The sequence below is a fragment of the Embleya sp. NPDC050154 genome, from assembly GCF_044460165.1.
Classification (GTDB): domain Bacteria; phylum Actinomycetota; class Actinomycetes; order Streptomycetales; family Streptomycetaceae; genus Embleya.
In genome coordinates, this window is sequence record NZ_JBITJP010000031.1 from 20,347 (window position 1) to 37,819 (window position 17,473).

Consider the following 17,473-nt stretch of genomic DNA (forward strand, 5'->3'; position numbering starts at 1 on the left):
GCACGGGCCCGCTCCTGCGTGCCGCCGACGTCGACTCGACCTCGTCGACCGCATCCGACATCGCACCCCGCTGCCCACCGCCCGTCTGCCACGCGACGAAGCCTCGCGAGATCGCAGCAGGTTCGTCCCCCAACTCCTGTGGCCGGACTGGGGGATTCGGCTACAGCCCCGCGAAGGACGCCACCCGGAGCCGTTCCGCGCGGCGACGGCCGCCTGCCTGCTCCTGCCCGGCCAGCCCCAACGCACTGGGCTCGACCTGTCGCCGCACGCGACCGCGCCGCCCGAGCCGAACCGTGCGCCGACGCACCTCCGTTCCGGGTGTTGTCCGAAACCGGGAATGGCGCTAACCTCACTGGCGCAGCAACAACCAGGTCGCTGCGGGACCGAAAAGGGGGGTGAGTTGATGTCTGTCGCCAAGGCCGCTGCCGTGTGCAGTGCCCGCCGGACCATCCTCACGTCCCGGGCCCCGGTCTGACCTGACGGCGATGCCCCCGCACGAGCTTCGACAGCTCGCGGTAGGCGATCCACTGTGCCGATCGGGGTCCCTTTTCAAGGGTCCCTACGTTGTCTCAATCCTTTACACAGCATCCTCAACCGCATTCCTTGGCAGACTACGGCTGGGACGAGGCGTGTGAACACGCCTTCGCGCCCCACCGCGCCGCCGGACTGATCCCCGCCCGCATCGCGCGGGCCGAACGCGGCTCGTGCCAGGCGGTCACCGACGCCGGAATCCTCCGCGCGGACATTCCCGGCACCGCCGATCACGGTGACCCGTCGTCGGCGCCGTGCACGGGAGACTGGGCGGCACTGCGCCCCGCCGACGGCCGTGCCCCGGTGCTGCACGCGACGCTGGAACGTCGCACCGCCCTGGTGCGCTCGTCCTCCTCGCGTACCTCGCACGGCCAGGTCCTGGCCGCCAACGTCGACACCGTCGTGGTGACGGTCTCGCTCGCGGCACCGCTCAACCACGGTCGGACCGAACGCATGCTCGCCCTGGCATGGGAGAGCGGCGCCCGGCCGGTCGTGGTGCTCACCAAGGCCGACGCATGCGCGGACCCGGCCTCCGCGGAGGAGCAGGTGTCCGGGGTGGCCGCCGGTGTGGACGTCCTCGTCACCAGCGCCGTGACCGGACAGGGCCTGGACACCCTCACCGCCGTCGTGAGCGGCACCGTCGTGTTGCTCGGCCCCTCCGGAGCGGGCAAGTCCACGCTGGGCAACCGGCTGCTCGGCGAGGACCGGCTGGCCACCGGCGCAGTCCGCGAGGCGGACGGCAAGGGCCGACACACCACCTCCTGGCGGGAGTTGCTCCCGCTGCCCGGCGGCGGGGTCCTGATGGACACCCCCGGCCTGCGCGCCATCGGTCTCCACGACGCCCACAGCGGGCTGGAACAGACCTTCGCCGAGATCGAACACCTCGCACAGACCTGCCGGTTCACCGACTGCGCACACGAGAACGAACCCGGCTGCGCGGTGCTCGCCGCCGTCGAGACCGGCGAGATCCCCCGACGCCGTCTGGACAGCTACCACCGACTACTGCGCGAGAACGCCTACTCCGCCTCCCGCACCGACGCCCGGCTGCGCGCCGACCGCGAGGCCACCAAAAAAGACATCACCCGCCACCTGCGCGCCACCTACCGGTTCCGGGAGAACCGGAAATGACCAACAACGACACCCCCACCCACGGCGGAGACCCGGTGACGCAGGCGTTCTTCACCCTGCACCACGGCCTGCCCCGGCAGGGCCCGGGCTCGGACGCCACCACACGGCACGCATTGAAGATGGCCGGACCGCTGCCCGAGCACCCGCGGATCCTGGACGCCGGCTGCGGCCCCGGCCGCTCCGCACTGCTCCTGGCCGAAGAAGCCGGCGCGCACGTGACCGCGGTCGACCTGCACCAGCCGTTCCTGGACAGCCTCGCCGCCGAAGCGGCCCGCCGGGGCCTGGGCGACCGGATCACGGTCGTCAACCGCTCGATGGACCGACCGCCCGTCCCCGACCACGGCTTCGACGTGATCTGGGCCGAAGGGTCCGTCTACACCATCGGCTTCGACGTCGCCCTGCGCGCCTGGCGTCGCCTGCTCGCCCCGGGCGGCGTCATCGTCCTCACCGAGATCGAATGGACCGTGCCCCACCCCGCCGACCCGGTGCGCGCCTACTGGGACGCGGTCTACCCGCTGCGCACCCACGCCGCGAACACCGCCGCCGCCCGGGCCGCCGGCTACCGCCTCCACGCGCACCGCCCGCTGCCCGAAAGCGACTGGTGGGACGAGTACTACACGCCGCTCACCGAGCGCATGGACCGAGCCGACCGGCGGCACCCCGGCATGTCGCAGGCCCTGGCCGCACACCGCACGGAGATCGACATGCGGCGCGAACACGGCGGCGACTACGACTACGCGCTCTACATCCTCCGCCCCCACGACCACACCCCCCACACCACCGAGGACGAGACCATGACGACCTGGACCACCCGCCCCGAGACCACCGAGGACCTCCCAGCCATCCGCGAGATCCTCCTCGCGGCCTTCCCCACCGGCCTGGAGGCCGACATCGTCGACGCCCTGCGCGCCGACCCGAAGGCGTGGATCGACGGACTGTCCATGGTCAGCACGGCCCCCGACGGCACCGCGACCGGGTACGCGCTGATCACCCGCTGCCACGTGGACGGCGCACCCGCCCTCGCCCTGGCACCCTGCGCGGTCGTGCCCTCGGCCCAGCGCACCGGCGCCGGCTCCGCCGCGATCCGTGCCGGGCTCGACGCGGCCCGGGCCATGGGCGAAAACCTCGTCCTCGTCCTGGGACACGCCGACTACTACCCGCGGTTCGGCTTCACACCGGCCTCCGGCTTCGGTATCCGCGCACCCTTCGAGGTCCCGGACGAGGCCATGATGGCCATGGCCCTCGACACCACCCGCACCGTCCCCACCGGAACCATCGAGTACCCCGCCGCCTTCGGCGTCTGACCCCTCCCGTCGTGCCCCGGGGGACTCGAACCCCCGGGGCACCACAGGCCCTTCCATCGAGGAACGGACCGGCACGACGATCGGAGCCGTCCCGCCACACGTGACGCGGATCGACACGGGCCCGGTCGCTGTCGTGGAACTCCGCGTCGGTGGGCAGGGGTCTCCGGGGGCGGCAGGGCCATGGGTGTACCGTCCACTTCCAGGGTTCCGCAGCGGGTCGCGGTCGCCGGATGGGGATGGCGACCTGGGCAGGACCGGCACCCCGGCGGAGGTGACGACGGTCTTGGCGAGGCTCTTGTGCTGCTCCGGCAGACGCGGAATCGACGTTTCCGGGATCCTTCGCCGCAGGCGCCCGTCAGGGCACCGGCGGCGAAGGATCCCGTGTTCGAAAGGCGGCCGGGTCCAGGCGGTCCCGTCACACTGTCGGAGTGAAGAACCGCCTGGACCGATGGCTACGAGCTACGTTCCGGGGCAGAGCTGGTCCCGGACGCCTTGCTACGGACAGGGAGCTTTCCGAAGCGGCCGCGGTAGGTGCCCTGATGCATGCGAGCGATACGAAACTCGCTGGTGGCAGTCATGCGGCCGGCTACGCGCGTGGCCGATCCGATCTGTCAGCTCACGATGAACTGGTAGTCGGCGAGTATGCGCCCGGTCGCGTCGACGACGATGAAGTCCGTTCCCACGGAGGCAATTTCGCCGGTGGCCGCGGAAACCATTTCCCAGGTGAGCCGTACCGCGTCGTGGTGGGCGTCGGCGCCGGCCGCTCGGAAGAAGTGGACGCCCGGCTTGACCCATTGCTCGTACGATCCCCGCACCCGGGATTCCATTTCCGCGTGCCCGTGGACCTCGCGTGTGGGCGTGTAGTGGACGGCGCCGGGGGCGAACAATTCGATGATGGCCGACCGGCGGGCCCCGTGTTCCGGTTCGTTCCACATGGCCACGTAGCGGTGGGCGAAGGAGTCGGGGTCGGTGATGCGCATGGTTCGTGTTCTCCTCGGGAATTTCGTGGGTCAGTGGCTTCAGGACGTGGGAGTCGGCTGCCGGCGGGTCGGCTGCACGGATCGGTGGGGAGGTGAGGGGGTGGTCACCCGCGGTTCGGGCAGCAGTCGCACCAGGATGCCCAGCGCCACTGCGACTGCGATCAGGTACACCAGGCTGTGCTCGAATGCCTGTGGGATGTTGTCGCCGTTGTCGGCGGCTCCGTAGAAGACGACTCCGACGATGCCGACGCCGAGCGCGCCGCCTGCCTGCTGGGCGGTGGTGAGGACGCCTGCCGCCGCGCCCGCGTGCCGCTGGGGGACAGCGGCGAGCACCGTACCCAGGAGCGGGGCGAGGGCAAGGCCCATGCCGAGGCCGTCGACCGCCAGCACGGGGGCCATGACGGCGAGCGGGGCGTCGTGGTGAACCGCGAGGAGGAGGCCGGTGAGGGCGAGGGCGCGTACTCCGGCTCCTGCGGTGATCACGTGTCGGCCGAAGCGCGCGACGAGGCGAGGCGCGATCAGAGAGGCGGTGAGGTAGCCCATCCCCAGAGGGGCGAAGATCAGTCCGGCCTCGAGCGCGTCCAGATCTCGAGCCTGTTGCATGTAGAGCGCGAAGACCAGAAAGTACGCGGCCATCCCCATGGTGAACACCAGGGTGGCGAACATCCCGATGGTGAAGGCCCGTTCGCGGAACAAGGCGGTGTCGACCACCGGCGCCTCGTGACGCCGCAGCACGTAGCCGACGGGTAGGAGGGCCGCTGCGGCGAACGAGAACCATGTCCACATCGGCCAGCCTTGCTCGCGTCCCTCGATCAGCGGGAGCAGGGCGGCGATCAGGGCGAGGGTGATCAGCCCGGCGCCGATCGGGTCGAGGCGGGCGGCCGACTCGTTGCGGCTTTCCGGCAGCACGCGCTTGGCGACCGTCAGAACAACCAGGCCGATGGGCACATTGATGAGGAAGCAGGCGCGCCAGCCCAGACCGAACACGTCGGCCTGGATGAGTGCGCCGCCGATGAGTTGGCCGAACACCGCGGCCAAACCCATGGTCATGGCGTAGGCGCCGACGGCCCGGGCCTGCGCGGAGCCGACGTACGCGGTCCTGATGATGGCCAGGACCTGCGGGGAGAGCACAGCCGCAGCGAGGCCCTGCGCGATGCGGGCGGCGACGAGCGTGTTCGCGTCGGGAGCGAGCCCGCAGGCGACCGAGGCCACGGTGAACAGGGCCAGACCGATGGTGAATACGCGGCGACGGCCGTGGATGTCGCCGAGCCGACTGCCGAGGATCAGGCCGGAACCGTAGGCGAGACCGTACCCGGCCACCACCCACTCGGTCGCGGTGGATCCGGAGTGCAGGTCGCTTTCGACGGAAGGAATGGCGACGTTGACGATGAAGAAGTCGAGGATCGTCACGAAGACACCGGTCAACACGGTGGGCAGGGTCATTGCCCCGGACATGGCCGCTCCTGGAGGTAGAACGATCGGTATACGCAGAGTAGATCGACCAGTTGATCTACCTGTCAACTCCATGGGATACTTCCGCCCATGAGCACGACGCGCCCCGGACCCCGCGAACGCCTGCTGGAAGCCGCCCGCGACCTGACCTACCGTGAAGGCGTACACGTCGGAGTCGACGCGATCCTGAGGCAAGCCGACGTCGCACGCCGTTCCCTCTACCAGCACTTCGGCGGCAAGGACGGCCTCATCGCCGAAGTGCTGCGTCTCGCAGCCGACAAGGGCCGCTACCGCGCGGTGATGGACGCCGCCGGTGACGACCCGCGCGCGCGCATCCTCGCCGTCTTCGACGAATTGGAGCGGATCACCACCGACCCGGCCTTCAACGGCTGCCGCTACACCTCCGCGGATATGGCCCTCACGAATCGGGACCACCCCGCCCACGCCGAAATCCGCCGCTACAAGGACGGCCTACACGCCCTCTTCACCCACGAGTTGACCCACTGCGGCCATCCCGAACCCGAACTCGGCGCCACCCAACTCCTCGTCCTCGTCGACGGCGTCCTCGCCCACGCGGTCACCCGTCCCGACGCCCACCCCGCCCTTGCGGCCCGGAAGACGGCCGAACTCGTCCTCGCGGCGGCCGGCCGCTGACTGTTTTCCGTGCCACCGAGGACCGTTTGGGCTTGTCGAGGCGGAGTGGGCCGTTCACGTCGGCGTCCGGGCGACGGCGCGACGTGGCGGCCCGTCGTACGGCCCCGGGGCGTACCGAGCGTGCAGCGGCGAGGTGGCCGCGAGGCCGGTCGCGTTCATCGGGGTAGATGGCCGCACGAAGTCCGTCACCCCCGACGGGTCCCGGGGCTGGAGAGCGGAGGTCGATCAGCAGCATCCCCATCCCCTTCCTGGGCGGAGCAACGTGCCGGCGGCCGTTTCGAACCGGAAAGGGCGATTGGTTGTGTCCAAGCCGCGGCCGGCCGTCGCTTGACCTGTACCGAGGTCCAGGGGCGAGGCTTGAGGCATGAGTGAGGCAGATGAGGTGTTCGGTATCGCGGAGGTCTCGGCGTTGATCGGTCTGGCGCCCGACACATTGCGATACTTCGAACGTCAGGGAGTCGTACCGTCGCCAGGGCGCGACAACGCGGGACGTCGCCGATACACGACGGCCGACGTCGAGCTGATCCGCATGCTGGTTCATCTCCGTGAGACGGGGATGCCACTTGCCGACATCGCACAGTTCACAGGCGCCGACGACACGGCGACCGATCCGGCCGGGCTCCGAGTGGGATTGCTGAAGGCTCATCGCCGTCGTGTTTACGACAGGCGCGAGGAACTGGACCGTGCGCTGGATGTGATCACTCGCAAGATCGCGGACTTCGACGATCGGATCACGAGTTCGGTGGAACTTCTCGACCGACCGGACTGCACGATCGCCTTCGGTGTCCAGGGTGAGGGGCCACTGCTGTTCCTCGTCGGCGCGCCGGCCGGGCGGGCCGGTTTCGCAGCACTGGCGCATGAGCTCGCAGGCCGGTTCACCGTCGTCACCCACGATCCGCGTGGTACCGGTGCCAGCCGCGCGGTCCCGGGGATGGCAGAGCCCACGCCCGAGGCCCTCGCCGAGGACCTTGCCGCACTCGTCGACGGATTCACCGGAGGCCCCGCCCTGTTCGCCGGTACCAGTGGTGGTGCCGTGACGCTGTTGGAACTGGGTAGACGGCATCCTGACGTGATCGGCCGGGCAGTCCTGCATGAACCGCCCCTGGTGTCCCTCCTGGACGACACAGACCTGGCCGACCGAGCCGCAGCAGCGTTCGAGGCTGCGGAGGCCGATCCTCAGCGGGCAGTGCAGGAGTTCTTCGACCTCAGCGGCGCTGCCCACCACACGGGACCCGATCAGACGCCTCCCGCCCATACGGCGCTGCCCGGGCTACCGGTCGAGGAACTCGACAAGAACCGCTACTTCCTGGGTCGGATGGCCGGCCCCACGGTCTTCTACGTCCCCGACATCGAGGCCATCCGTCGCGTTTCGGTGACGCTGTGCGCCGGCTCCCTGAGCCATCACCAGATGGCACGCCGGGCGACCCGCGCACTCGCTGAACTTTTGGAGCTGCCTCTGATCGACATGCCCGGCAACCACCTCGGCGCGAGCGCCGAGCCGGCAAAGTTCGCCCGCGTCCTCGAGTCCCTGCTCGAGGCCTGAAACAAGGCCCCTCCTGGGCCGAACGGCTCAGGAGGAACCAGTGGGTTGTGGCACCGGAAACGCCGTACCGACTGTGTGCCACTGCCTGCAGGTCGCACGACTCGTCGGCGAGGACGTGCAGCTGGGCGTGGCGCTTGCCGCAGGTGGCGGTGCGGTCCCAGATCACCTCGACGCCGACGGCCGCGGCGGATGTCCATCGCATGTCGAGCGCGGAAAGCGCGTCGAGCCGCTCGGGCGGGTATGTGGCGCGTCGTTGTCGCGCGTTCGCGAGGGCGGCCCCCAACCTGACCTGGTGCGCCTCGCCGCCGTGTTCAACGGATTCGACGTGCTTGCGCGGGACGGTGAGGTGCCCCTCGCGTTCCCGGAACGTGGCCGCCGCGGCGAGGGTGAGCGCCCACCGGTCCGCCCGCACCGCCGACATCGCGGGCCGCTCCTTCTGCTCGGTGACGTCGACACCCACACCCGCCGGCGCGTCCCGGCACGACGCGGTGCCGCGCTCGGCCCCGGTGGGCGAGTGCGGCACCGCGTGCGCGGAAATGTGCGTGTGCGTGCCGGTCAGGAGACGTTGCGCCCGAGGAAGTCGCGGATCAGCGCCGCGATCTCCGGGGTGTGGGTGGCGAGCGCGAAGTGCCCGGCGTCGAGCAGGTGGATCTCCGCGTCGGGCAGGTCGCGGGCGAATGCGCGGGCCCCGTCCGGGCCGAAGATCTCGTCGCCCGCGCCCCACGCGACCAGCGTCGGCGGCCGGTGGGTGCGGAAGTACTCCTGGAAGGTCGGGTAGCCGTCCAGGTTGAACTGGTAGTCCCAGAAAAGCTGGAGCTGGATCTCCTTGTTGCCGGGCCGGTCCAGATACGCCTGGTCCAGGACCCACGCGTCGGGGGCCACCCGGGTCAGGCGGTCCGCCGGGATGCCGTGCGTGTGCTGCCACTTGGTGGCCTCGGCGGTCAGCAGTTCGCGCACCGCGGGCTCGTGCGTCTCGCGGTCCTTGGCGTGTGCGAACAGGACGTCCCAGAACGGGGTGAAGCCCTCCAGGTAGGCGTTGCCGCTCTGGCTGATCAACGCGGTGACGCGCTCGGGGTGGACTGCGGCGATCCGCAGGCCGATGGGGGCGCCGTAGTCCTGGATGTACAACGCGAACCGGTCCAGGCCGAGGTGGTCGACGAGCTTGAGGGTGACCTCGGTCAGCTTGTCGAAGCTGTACGGGAAGGTGTCCACGGCCGGTGCGTCCGACTGCCCGAAACCGATGTGGTCGGGGGCCACCAGGTGGTAGGTGTCGGCGAGTTCGCCGATCAGGTCGCGGTACATCGCGGAACTGGACGGGAAGCCGTGCAGCAGGAGCAGCGTGGGGTTCGCCGGGTCGCCGGCCTCGCGGTAGAAGACGTTCAGTCCGTCGATCTCCACGGTGGCGTGGCGGATGGCGCGGTCGGCGGCGGTGGGGGTGGCGGCGGTTGCGGGGGTGGCGATGGCGTTCATGGGGATCGTCCCTTTCCGGGTCACGAAGTGGATGCGGAGGATGCGAGTGCTGCGGTCGACACGGTGCTGCGTGCGGCGGTACGGGTCGCTCTCGCGGTGGTCGAGGTCAGGACGGCGGCGAGCAGGCTGAGCCCGACGCCGGCCGCGAAGTAGGCGCGGTAACCGCCGGTGGCGGCGTGTCCGGCGGCGGCCAGGGCGAGGCCGAGGCCGGCCGAGCCCTGGTGAACGATCCAGGCCGGGGCGAGCGTTCGACCCAGGCGTGCCGGGTCGAGGCCGCGGGTGACGATCGCCATGGTCAGGGGGATCACCGTGAACGACGCGGCGCCGAACAGCGCGGCGGCGACGATGAGCAGCCGGGGGTCGGGAGCCGCCGCCGCGAGCACGAGGGACGCGGCGCGCAGCGTGTGCATGACGGGTAGCAGGCGTTCGGGTGCGGTGTGACCGACGAGGCGTGCGGTCACCGCGGACGACACCGCGGCAGCGGCGGCGGCCACCGCGACCAGGCTGCCGCCGGCCGCGGCCGACCAGCCCAGTTCGACGGCGTGCTTGGGGAGCAGCAGGACCATCGCGTACAGGGTCGCGGCATGCAGCCCGAACGCGGCGAGGGTGCGCCCGCGGCCGCGCAGCGATTGCCGCTTCGGCAGGCCCGGCCCCGCTCCCTCGGTCGCGAGGGCGGCGCCGGAAGCCTTGGAAACTTCGGAAGCACCCGGCACGGCTGCGGTCTGACGGTCCGTGGGGACCGCCGCCGCGAGCACCGCGGTGGCGGCGAGCCCCGCCGCGCCGATCGCCGCGTACGTGCCGCGCGTCCCCAACGGCCCGAACAGCCCGGCCGCCGCCCACGGGACGACCAGCTGCCCGAGGTTGATGCCGATCGTGGCGCGGGCCAGCGCCGGTGCCGCGCGGTCGCCTTCGGCCCGGGCGATCAGGGTGCTGACGGCGAGGCTGGAGGAACCCGCGAAGCCCAGGCCGCCGAGCACCACGTACGCCGCCACGAACTGCCCGGCGCCGCGGGCCGCGCCGAGCGCCAGGTAGCTCGTCGACAGCAGCAGGAGCGCCGCGACGATCACCCGCTTCGCGCCGATCCGGTCGAGCAGGACGCCGACCAGCGGCTGGGCGGCGCCGGTGACCGCCGTGGACAGCGCCGCCGCGACCGCGAGGGTCCCGGCGCCGATGCCGTAGTCCTCCGCGACCGGTGCGAAGAACACCCCCGCGGAGAAGTTGAGGCCGAACGACACGGTCATGGCCGCCAGTCCTGCCCCGGTACTGCCGATGCGCGGCACTAGAGCCACCCCCCTGTTTCTAACGACTAGCTCGATGCCCAGACATTAGATGATCGGAATCTAACCTGTCAACACTCATTCATCGGTTAGATTGGTCGGTATGGACATCCGACCGCTGACCGGCGAACCCCTGGCGCTGGACCTCGCGAACACGCACTGGCCGCTGCACGGGGCCCGGCACGACCACCTGGACGACCCGGCCCTGCTGCGGGCCTGGCTGGCCGAACACGCCTTGGACGAACTCCTCGACACCACGCCCGAGACGGTCCTCGACGCGGTGCGCGACGCGCTCGTCGCCACCCGGGAGGCGATCCGCGCCGCGCTGGAGGAAGGGGCTTACCAGGACCTCGACGCGGTCCTCGCACGCGGGACGATCCGCCTCGGACTCGGCGCGCAGGGCCCCACCGAGCAGGTGGACGTCACCGACCCGGCATGGCGACCGGCCTGGGAAGCGGCGCGCGCCTACCTGGAGTTGCTCCGCACCACGGATCCGGAGCGAATCAGACGCTGCGCGAACCCGGAGTGCACACTCTGGTTCGCGGACGTGTCCAAGAACGGTCGACGGCGATGGTGCTCGATGGCCGAATGCGGCAACCGCGCCAAGACCAGAGCACACTACGCCCGAAGCCGGTGACCGCAGACCGATCCCGGCACGCGAAGACGGCCCGGACAACCTCGGGTTCGGCCGGAGAGGGGAGGGGCGTCGCCCGGCGTCCTGGGGGATGGAACCCCGGGCGGGCGGCCTGCCCACGGGGGCGGTCGGTGCGTACACGCTCAACGAGCCGGGCGTGCGTCCGGGGACGCGCGCGGCCGTTGCGCCCCGCCGGCTCACCGCGATGCGCGCGTCCGGGTGCGCCGGCCGTCGCGAGGGTCGGGTCGGGATCCCCACGATGGCCCGCGAGTCGGGGCGGTGCCCCGGCCGCATCCTCCGACGGCCGGGACACTACCAAAGGAACATTATTGACGAAATGACAGAAAATGACTGATTCGCAGTACAATTCGACAGGCATGGTAGATGCCCAATGAATCGCCCCGCACCGGGGCCTCTTCCCCCATGATCGGACCGTGCAGCGCGGCGCGATCGCGGGCGTGAGCAGGGAGCGGCGTGGCGGGGCATAGGGACGAGACCGGGCGAACCTACAGGCGGTCCAGCGGTCCACACGTCGAACCGGTCCGGGGAATCCCGGGTTGTCACCGGGCCGAAGGGCTCAGCGCGGGCGCGAGTGAATACTGTCCCATTCCGAAAATCCTCGGCGAGGACATCGGACCGGCCGGTCACCCGGCGTTCGCCGCGTCGGATGGCGGCTGTGGATGCCGGCCGAGCCCGGGCGGGCGGCATCCGGGCCCCGGCGACGCATCGAGGAGATCGCACAAGTCGCGACCCCGGTACTCAGGTTCCGGGCCTACGCACGCGGGGAGGTCTTCCAACTCTCACGACCCGACCGGCCCGCCCCGCGTGCACGCGCAACGCGAAGCGGGCCCGTCGCTCCCAAGAGCGGTCCTGCCCCTGCGAACAACGACCGCAGGAATCATCGGTATCGCCTCGCCTGCGCGTCGAACGGTCCGGCCCGTGCCGCATCGCGGTCCGCGAATTCCTTGGTCCCGAGCCGCTTTTCCGTGTCAACGCATGGATGTCCCTGTCAGCGGAAGTCCGCGGCGTGGTCCACCGCCCACTCCCGGAAGGATCGGGCCGGGGTACCCGTGATGCGCTCCACCTCGTCGTTGACCGGTTCCGGGTGCTCGAGCATCTCCAACTGGGCCGGCAACACGGCCTCCACCAGCTCCGCCGGCCAGCCCGCGGCCCTCATCTGCGCGCCGGCCTCGTCCAGGGTGATCTCCTCGAACCGCACCGGCCGCCCGATCGCCTCGCCGATCAGCGCCACCTGGCGTTCCTGGGTGACCGGTTCGAGGCCGGTGATCAGCGGGCGGGCGCCGAGCAGGGCGTCGGTCGTCAGCGCCCGAACGGCGACTGCGGCAATGTCCGCCTCGTGGATCAGCGGGCGGGCCAACCGGGCCAGCGGCGCCCGTACCGCACCGGTGGTGCGGACCTCCTCCGCCCAGCCCAGCGTGTTGCTCGCGAACCCGGTGGGCCGCAGCGCCGTCCACTCCAGGCCCGATGCCTCGACCAGCCGCTCCAACTCCGTGTGGAACATGGTGATCGCCTCGCCAGGCTTCTCCTCCTTGCCCCCGACGCCGGCGGACGACAGGTACACCACCCGTCGGGCGTGCCTTCCGATCGCGTCGATCACATCCGATGCGCCCTCGGCGCTCATGAAGGGCCACACCAGGAAGACCGCGTCGACGCCCTGCAGGGCCGTGTCCAGCGACGCGGGATCACCGAGATCGCCCCGTACCGCCCGCACACCTTCCGGGAAGTCCGCCTCCGCTCTCACCAACGCCCGCACGGGCACGCCCGCCGCGTGCAGTCGGGACACCAGCGCGCCGCCGACCTTTCCGGTCGCGCCGGTCACCAGGATCTCGGGCCGTGTCATCGGAATCTCCTCGTCTCGCCGTTCGATGACATGACCCTCACACTTCAAGAAAGGTTGAGGTCAAGCGGCATCCTCGCCCTCGACCCGGAGGGCCAGGGTTCGAGGGAGCGGACCGGCAGCCCGATGCGCCATTCGTCCTGGAACTGTTCGGCAACGGCGTCCGCGTCGACGACACCTTCGCCGCGCATCTGCCGCGCACCTTCGACGCAGCCGCCCGCGTGGTGCCCTTCACCGCGGCTGCGCCGGGCCGTCGTCGGTCGCGCCCTACCACGCGGCCGTGCCACCTTCGTGCCACCGGGAGGATCTCAGAGGCGTGGTGACGCGACCAGCCGACGCCAAGGTCACGGCGATTCACACGGCAAGCAGCAAGACAGTCTCTCGCAATTCCTGCTCGGCGAACTCGGCCTGACAGGACTGAAGGTCCGCAAGAACGAGGCCGGCGGCACCCGGAGCCTGGCCCTGAGCGATCTCGTGCACTTATCCGTTGTTCCCGAGACGCGCATGGTCGCACCTTTGTCCCCTGCACTCGAGCGCGTCCAGCGGCAAGACCGCAGCGGCCTCGGTCGAGACTCCTACTCACTGGCGACGGCGCCCCGGGCGTCGCCACCGGGCCGAACGCAGGACAACGCCGGGTCAACAAAGGCAAGATCACCCTCCTCGACCAGATCATTCTCGACCTGAACGGCAAGTTGACCACCCAGGAGAACGTCAGGGAACTCCGCGCGCCAGGCGCGCATGCAGGCCTCCAACGACGAACACTCCGCCACGCTGCGCGTGATGACCGACCGCCATCTCGACGCCGTCATGACACGCATGCGCATGGCCGAGGAACGCGCGACGCTGGAAGTGCGCTTGGCCGAGGTCGGCGACCTCGTCTCCAGGTTCGTCCTTCTCGAGGTCCAGTACCGATCCGATCTCGCCCGCCTGGACGTGGTCACCGAGGCGGGAAGCGTCCTGGGCTACTTCCGGATGGGCACCTGCGTGTTCTGCGGTGCCGAGCCGGAGCACCAGGACCCGGGACACCGACTCGAGGTCCAGTACCGATCCGATCTCGCCCGCCTGGACGTGGTCACCGAGGCGGGAAGCGTCCTGGGCTACTTCCGGATGGGCACCTGCGTGTTCTGCGGCGCCGAGCCGGAGCACCAGGACCCGGGACACCGAGAGCCCGAGAGCACCCGGCTGCACATCGCGGTACAGAGCGAGAGCGCGAAGACGAGCGCCCCGCTCGCAGACCTCCTCCCCACAATCGCGGACCTGCGCACGCAGTTCGACGAGCTCAACGCCCGACGGGCATCCCTCGTGGGAGGGGCCCACCGCGCCGACGAACAGATCGCGGCGGCGGAGCAGATGTCGGCTCCACTGCGCGAGCGCACGAAAACGGCGACCCGCCCGCCGACGTGCTCGCGCAGGCACGCGTCTACCAATTCGCCGGGGCGGGGTCGGGAAGATCCGGATTCTTCCCGAAGCCGACGGACGGAGACTGACACGGGAGTCCTCCGAAGCCCTTCCTCCTGGTCGGCGGTTCGGCCCACCTTCTCGGAGGGCACTTGCGACTCACCGACGCTGCGGAGAAGGTCAGTCTCGCTGCGTCTTCCGCCGGGCCGGACCGAGGCCACGCCCGCCGGCACCCGCAGCCTCGGGGCCGACGTCACCGTCGCCGACCTGTGAGGACGTCGCCACTGGCCCCACCTGGGCCGGCCCTGGCCCGACCCCGAACTCGAGGCCCTCCCGACACCCGCGTGTCGTCATCCGGCCCGGGCGACGGTCTTCGTCCGGCTGGGTGTGCGTCGGAGGGTGGCGGGTGGATTCAACTCGTCCAGGTTTTGAGTTGGGTGGCGACCTCCCGCACCGGGAGGCCTTCGCGTGCGGCGTGGGCCAGGGGGAGGACGGTGTCCAGGCCGGGGCTCACCGGGAGACCGCACGCGGCGAGGTAGGCCGCGGTGACGGTGGCAGCGAACAGCAGGTTCCTCGTCTCCAGGCTCGGGTTCCGGGCGAGTTCGCACGGGAGCGCGGCGGCTTTGTGGTGGGGCTCGGGGTAGACCTCGTGGTCGAGGACCTCCGCGCGGTGGCGTGCGTCGTCATCGCCACCTACGCCGTCGACCACGTTCCCCAACCGTGGATCGAACAGCTGCGCCCGGGCGGGGATCCGGTGTTCCCGTGGGGCCGGTTGGGAGACTTCGCGGTCACCGTGGCCGAGGACGGCCGCTCGGCCACGGGATGGCTGCAGGGCCGGGCCAGTTCACACCGGCCCGCGACACGACCCCGATATGCGAGTTCGACAAGGTCCGCGGCGGGCGCGACGCCGACCACGAACACGTCCCGGCCTGCGGACGCGACGCCGTCCTGCGCCGCCATGCGCAAGTGGGCCTACCTCCAGAAGAACATGCACCGGCGCAACGCGGACACGGAATGGCACCGGCGGCACGAGGTTCGGCAGGTGCACCTCGGACGCCGTTCGTGTGACGTCCTGGCCGCCGCGTCGATCGGTGCGCGTCACCGCGTTCGCGGCCGTCCGCCACGAGTGACCAGAGCCGTGCACCGGGCGGTAGACCCGGTCACTTCTGTGCGGCCGGTATGGTGCCGGGGGCGGTCTTGAAGGAGATGGCCTCCAACAGCGGCTTGCGCTGGGTGTTCTGGAAGGCCGCCACCCGCCACTGCCCGTCCGCCTCCCGCACGAACGTGCACGTCTGCACCTTCGACAGTTTCGACGACCGGGGCGCGGCGGCGCCCTTGTAGGTGTCGCCGCGGCCGGTGACGACCGCGGTATCCGGACCGTAGAACCGGATGTCGGTGATCTCCCCCGTGAGCTTGGTGTTCTTCAGAAACTTCGCGAACAGCGTGCGGTGGCACTCCACGATGTCGGCCCTGCCGCTGTAGTACGTCCCGACGAACGTGACGTACGTGGCGTCCTGGGTGAACAGTGCCCCGTACGCGTCGGCGTCGTGGCGGGCCCACGCGCGGTTCATCTCGGCCATCGCCGCGGTAATGGCCGTCTTGTCGTCCTGTGTGGTCATACCGTCCTCCGGCTCGTTAAGATGAAGCAGAATCTGCCTGTAAACAATATCTGCATCATTGCAACCATTAGCCTAGGGGGCATCCACAGCGATGGCAAACGAGACGCCCGGAGACCAGCACGTGATCTTCCGCCAATATCTCGATGCGGTGGGCCTGCACGGGATGGCCGGTGCGGAAGCCGCCGGACTCCAGCCCACCGAGTGGTACGCGGTCAGCCTGATCACTCTGGTCGGACGCATCACCTCGGGTGACCTGGCCGCCCGCACTGGTCTGACCACCGGGGCAACGACCCGGCTCATCGACCGGCTGGAGAAGGCCGGCTACGTACGCCGCTCCTCGGACGCGGCCGACCGCCGACGGGTCATCGTCGAAGCCTCAGCCGAGACCTTCCCCGACATCGAGGACGTGGTCGCCCCCGCCCGCCGACTGATCGCCGAGGTCCTGGACCGCTACACACCCGAACAGCGCGAGGTCCTCTTCGACTACTTCACCCACGCGGCCCCCGCCTACCGAGCAGCCACCGAAGAGATCCGCGCCCGCGCCGCACGTAGCCGCCGCCCCGGCCCCAAATCCAAGGAAAATGCCCCCCGTCCCAGCCCTGGCGCGAGCGAGTGAGCGCCCGTTACTCCGCCTTTCGCATCACCGGCCCCGGCGCCGAGAGCCTGGCGCGGACCTGCTCCCACACCGGCCGACTCCCACCGCGACCGGCACCGAAACGGCCAACGCCTGCATTGAGCGCCCGCCCGAGGTGGTCCACGTCGGGCCCCGGGGGGGCGTTTCGGGGCCCTCGTCGTGGCGCGGGGTTCGGCGATCGCCGCAGCGGTTCAGTCCGTCTTTCTGGCGATGATTCGGATGCTCCACAGATAGGAGGTGAAGTAGCCGCCTCTGACGCACCAGGTCGTCACCCAGCCCTCGTAGAGGGTCTTCCCGTTCTCGAACCACTTCTGGTCGGCGGGCAGCAGTTGCACGTAGCAGCCCTCCCACCCGGGATCCTTGATCTCGATGAACTGGTTCCCCCGAGCGGGCTCGCGTCGCCGGGGGCGCAGGACGACCAGGACGTCTGAGGGACATTTCTGCCGATCCGTGGAACGCACCTGCTCCGCAGCGGCGTTCGGGCCGCACGGCGCTGCGGCAGGTCTGGCCCGAACGCGGCCTCGGGGCTTGGGCAGAGGAGGCCGGTGAGAGTGTTGCGCCGGCAGCCCCGCCATGGAGCGGGCGGGTCCTCACGTCGTGGCGCCGGCTTCGGGTGGGTCCACGAGGGTGTGGATGCGGGCGGCCAGTTCGTGGTGGGCGGCGGTCAGGTGTGGGCGGGTGTCTTTGAGGGGGTCGATCAGGGCGGCGGGGTCGTCCTGGCCCAGGGCCTGGTCCAGTCTTGCCACGCTCGCGTGGGATGCGGCGGGGAGGTCGGTGAGTGCGGTGATGTGGCCTGCGAGGCGTCGCAGGTCGGCGGCGTTGTCGCGGGCTCGGGCGCCGGCGGCGCGGTCGGCGGCGCGGCGTTCGCGGGTGACGGTGACGCGTTGTTCGCCGGTGGTCCCGGCAGGGCCCGGCAATCGCCACGACGGCGTGCTGAACAGGCCGCTGATCAGGTGGCCGTCCGGTCTGCGCGGCCACGACGTGTCGGGCT

Annotated in this window: 15 protein-coding genes and 2 pseudogenes; 7 read left to right on the forward strand and 10 right to left on the reverse strand. The window is 70.5% G+C overall.

The annotated features are described in order from the left end of the window. The first annotated feature begins 603 nt into the window (after nt 1–603). The gene (rsgA, locus tag ACIBSV_RS42495; RefSeq protein ID WP_395872847.1) at nt 604–1,659 is read left to right on the forward strand and encodes a ribosome small subunit-dependent GTPase A; all 1,056 of its coding nucleotides are present in this window, start codon (nt 604–606) and stop codon (nt 1,657–1,659) included. After that, on the forward strand, nt 1,656–2,963 hold the full coding sequence (locus ACIBSV_RS42500) for a GNAT family N-acetyltransferase (protein ID WP_395872848.1): 1,308 nt from the start codon (nt 1,656–1,658) through the stop codon (nt 2,961–2,963). Before rsgA ends, ACIBSV_RS42500 begins: the two co-directional genes overlap by 4 nt. A gap of 611 nt (nt 2,964–3,574) precedes the next feature. On the opposite strand, the gene ACIBSV_RS42505 is transcribed toward ACIBSV_RS42500, so the two are convergent. Together ACIBSV_RS42505 and ACIBSV_RS42510 are read right to left on the reverse strand one after the other, a co-directional pair. Beyond that, nucleotides 3,575–3,943 (reverse strand): nuclear transport factor 2 family protein, encoded by a 369-nt coding sequence (locus tag ACIBSV_RS42505; RefSeq protein WP_395872849.1) that lies wholly within the window; start codon nt 3,941–3,943, stop codon nt 3,575–3,577. A gap of 39 nt (nt 3,944–3,982) precedes the next feature. Then, nucleotides 3,983–5,398: an MFS transporter gene (locus ACIBSV_RS42510; protein WP_395872850.1), complete on the reverse strand. Its 1,416-nt coding sequence runs from the start codon at nt 5,396–5,398 to the stop codon at nt 3,983–3,985. A gap of 87 nt (nt 5,399–5,485) precedes the next feature. Here ACIBSV_RS42510 and ACIBSV_RS42515 point away from each other — a divergent pair, with 87 nt between their 5' ends. Next, nucleotides 5,486–6,049 (forward strand): TetR/AcrR family transcriptional regulator, encoded by a 564-nt coding sequence (locus ACIBSV_RS42515; protein WP_395872851.1) that lies wholly within the window; start codon nt 5,486–5,488, stop codon nt 6,047–6,049. A gap of 364 nt (nt 6,050–6,413) precedes the next feature. Further along, nucleotides 6,414–7,592: an alpha/beta fold hydrolase gene (locus ACIBSV_RS42520; protein WP_395872852.1), complete on the forward strand. Its 1,179-nt coding sequence runs from the start codon at nt 6,414–6,416 to the stop codon at nt 7,590–7,592. Between the two features lie 211 nt (nt 7,593–7,803). Here the strand turns inward: ACIBSV_RS42520 and ACIBSV_RS42525 are convergent. The 3 genes and pseudogenes from ACIBSV_RS42525 to ACIBSV_RS42535 form a co-directional block, all read right to left on the reverse strand. Further along, nucleotides 7,804–8,013 (reverse strand): annotated as a pseudogene (locus ACIBSV_RS42525) (Helicase associated domain protein); the annotation flags it as partial. Nucleotides 8,014–8,147: 134 nt separating this feature from the next. Further along, on the reverse strand, nt 8,148–9,062 hold the full coding sequence (locus ACIBSV_RS42530) for an alpha/beta fold hydrolase (protein WP_395872853.1): 915 nt from the start codon (nt 9,060–9,062) through the stop codon (nt 8,148–8,150). A gap of 20 nt (nt 9,063–9,082) precedes the next feature. Next, complete coding sequence (locus tag ACIBSV_RS42535; protein WP_395872854.1) at nt 9,083–10,303, reverse strand: MFS transporter; 1,221 nt, start codon at nt 10,301–10,303, stop codon at nt 9,083–9,085. A gap of 139 nt (nt 10,304–10,442) precedes the next feature. Here ACIBSV_RS42535 and ACIBSV_RS42540 point away from each other — a divergent pair, with 139 nt between their 5' ends. Further along, the gene (locus ACIBSV_RS42540; RefSeq protein ID WP_395872855.1) at nt 10,443–10,976 is read left to right on the forward strand and encodes a CGNR zinc finger domain-containing protein; all 534 of its coding nucleotides are present in this window, start codon (nt 10,443–10,445) and stop codon (nt 10,974–10,976) included. Between the two features lie 1,006 nt (nt 10,977–11,982). Here ACIBSV_RS42540 and ACIBSV_RS42545 read toward each other — a convergent pair. Further along, complete coding sequence (locus tag ACIBSV_RS42545; protein WP_395872856.1) at nt 11,983–12,834, reverse strand: NAD(P)H-binding protein; 852 nt, start codon at nt 12,832–12,834, stop codon at nt 11,983–11,985. Between the two features lie 735 nt (nt 12,835–13,569). Between ACIBSV_RS42545 and ACIBSV_RS42550 the strand changes: the two genes are divergently transcribed. After that, nucleotides 13,570–14,502, forward strand: coding sequence for a hypothetical protein (locus tag ACIBSV_RS42550; RefSeq protein ID WP_395872857.1), 933 nt, complete (start codon nt 13,570–13,572; stop codon nt 14,500–14,502). A 139-nt stretch (nt 14,503–14,641) separates the two neighbouring features. Here the strand turns inward: ACIBSV_RS42550 and ACIBSV_RS42555 are convergent, their stop codons facing one another. Beyond that, nucleotides 14,642–14,938: a hypothetical protein gene (locus ACIBSV_RS42555; protein WP_395872858.1), complete on the reverse strand. Its 297-nt coding sequence runs from the start codon at nt 14,936–14,938 to the stop codon at nt 14,642–14,644. A 451-nt stretch (nt 14,939–15,389) separates the two neighbouring features. After that, nucleotides 15,390–15,848 carry an SgcJ/EcaC family oxidoreductase gene (locus ACIBSV_RS42560; protein ID WP_395872859.1) on the reverse strand — a complete coding sequence of 153 codons (459 nt, stop codon included), beginning with the start codon at nt 15,846–15,848 and terminating at the stop codon, nt 15,390–15,392. A gap of 91 nt (nt 15,849–15,939) precedes the next feature. On the opposite strand from ACIBSV_RS42560, the gene ACIBSV_RS42565 reads away from it, so the two are divergent. After that, entirely contained in the window at nt 15,940–16,464 is a 525-nt protein-coding gene (locus ACIBSV_RS42565) for a MarR family winged helix-turn-helix transcriptional regulator (RefSeq protein ID WP_395872860.1), read from the forward strand. A 209-nt stretch (nt 16,465–16,673) separates the two neighbouring features. Here ACIBSV_RS42565 and ACIBSV_RS42570 read toward each other — a convergent pair whose 3' ends face one another. Next, the gene (locus tag ACIBSV_RS42570) at nt 16,674–16,943 is read right to left on the reverse strand and encodes a hypothetical protein (protein WP_395872861.1); all 270 of its coding nucleotides are present in this window, start codon (nt 16,941–16,943) and stop codon (nt 16,674–16,676) included. A gap of 129 nt (nt 16,944–17,072) precedes the next feature. Then, nucleotides 17,073–17,396, reverse strand: a pseudogene (locus ACIBSV_RS42575) (type III effector protein); the annotation flags it as partial. Between the last annotated feature and the right edge of the window lie 77 nt (nt 17,397–17,473).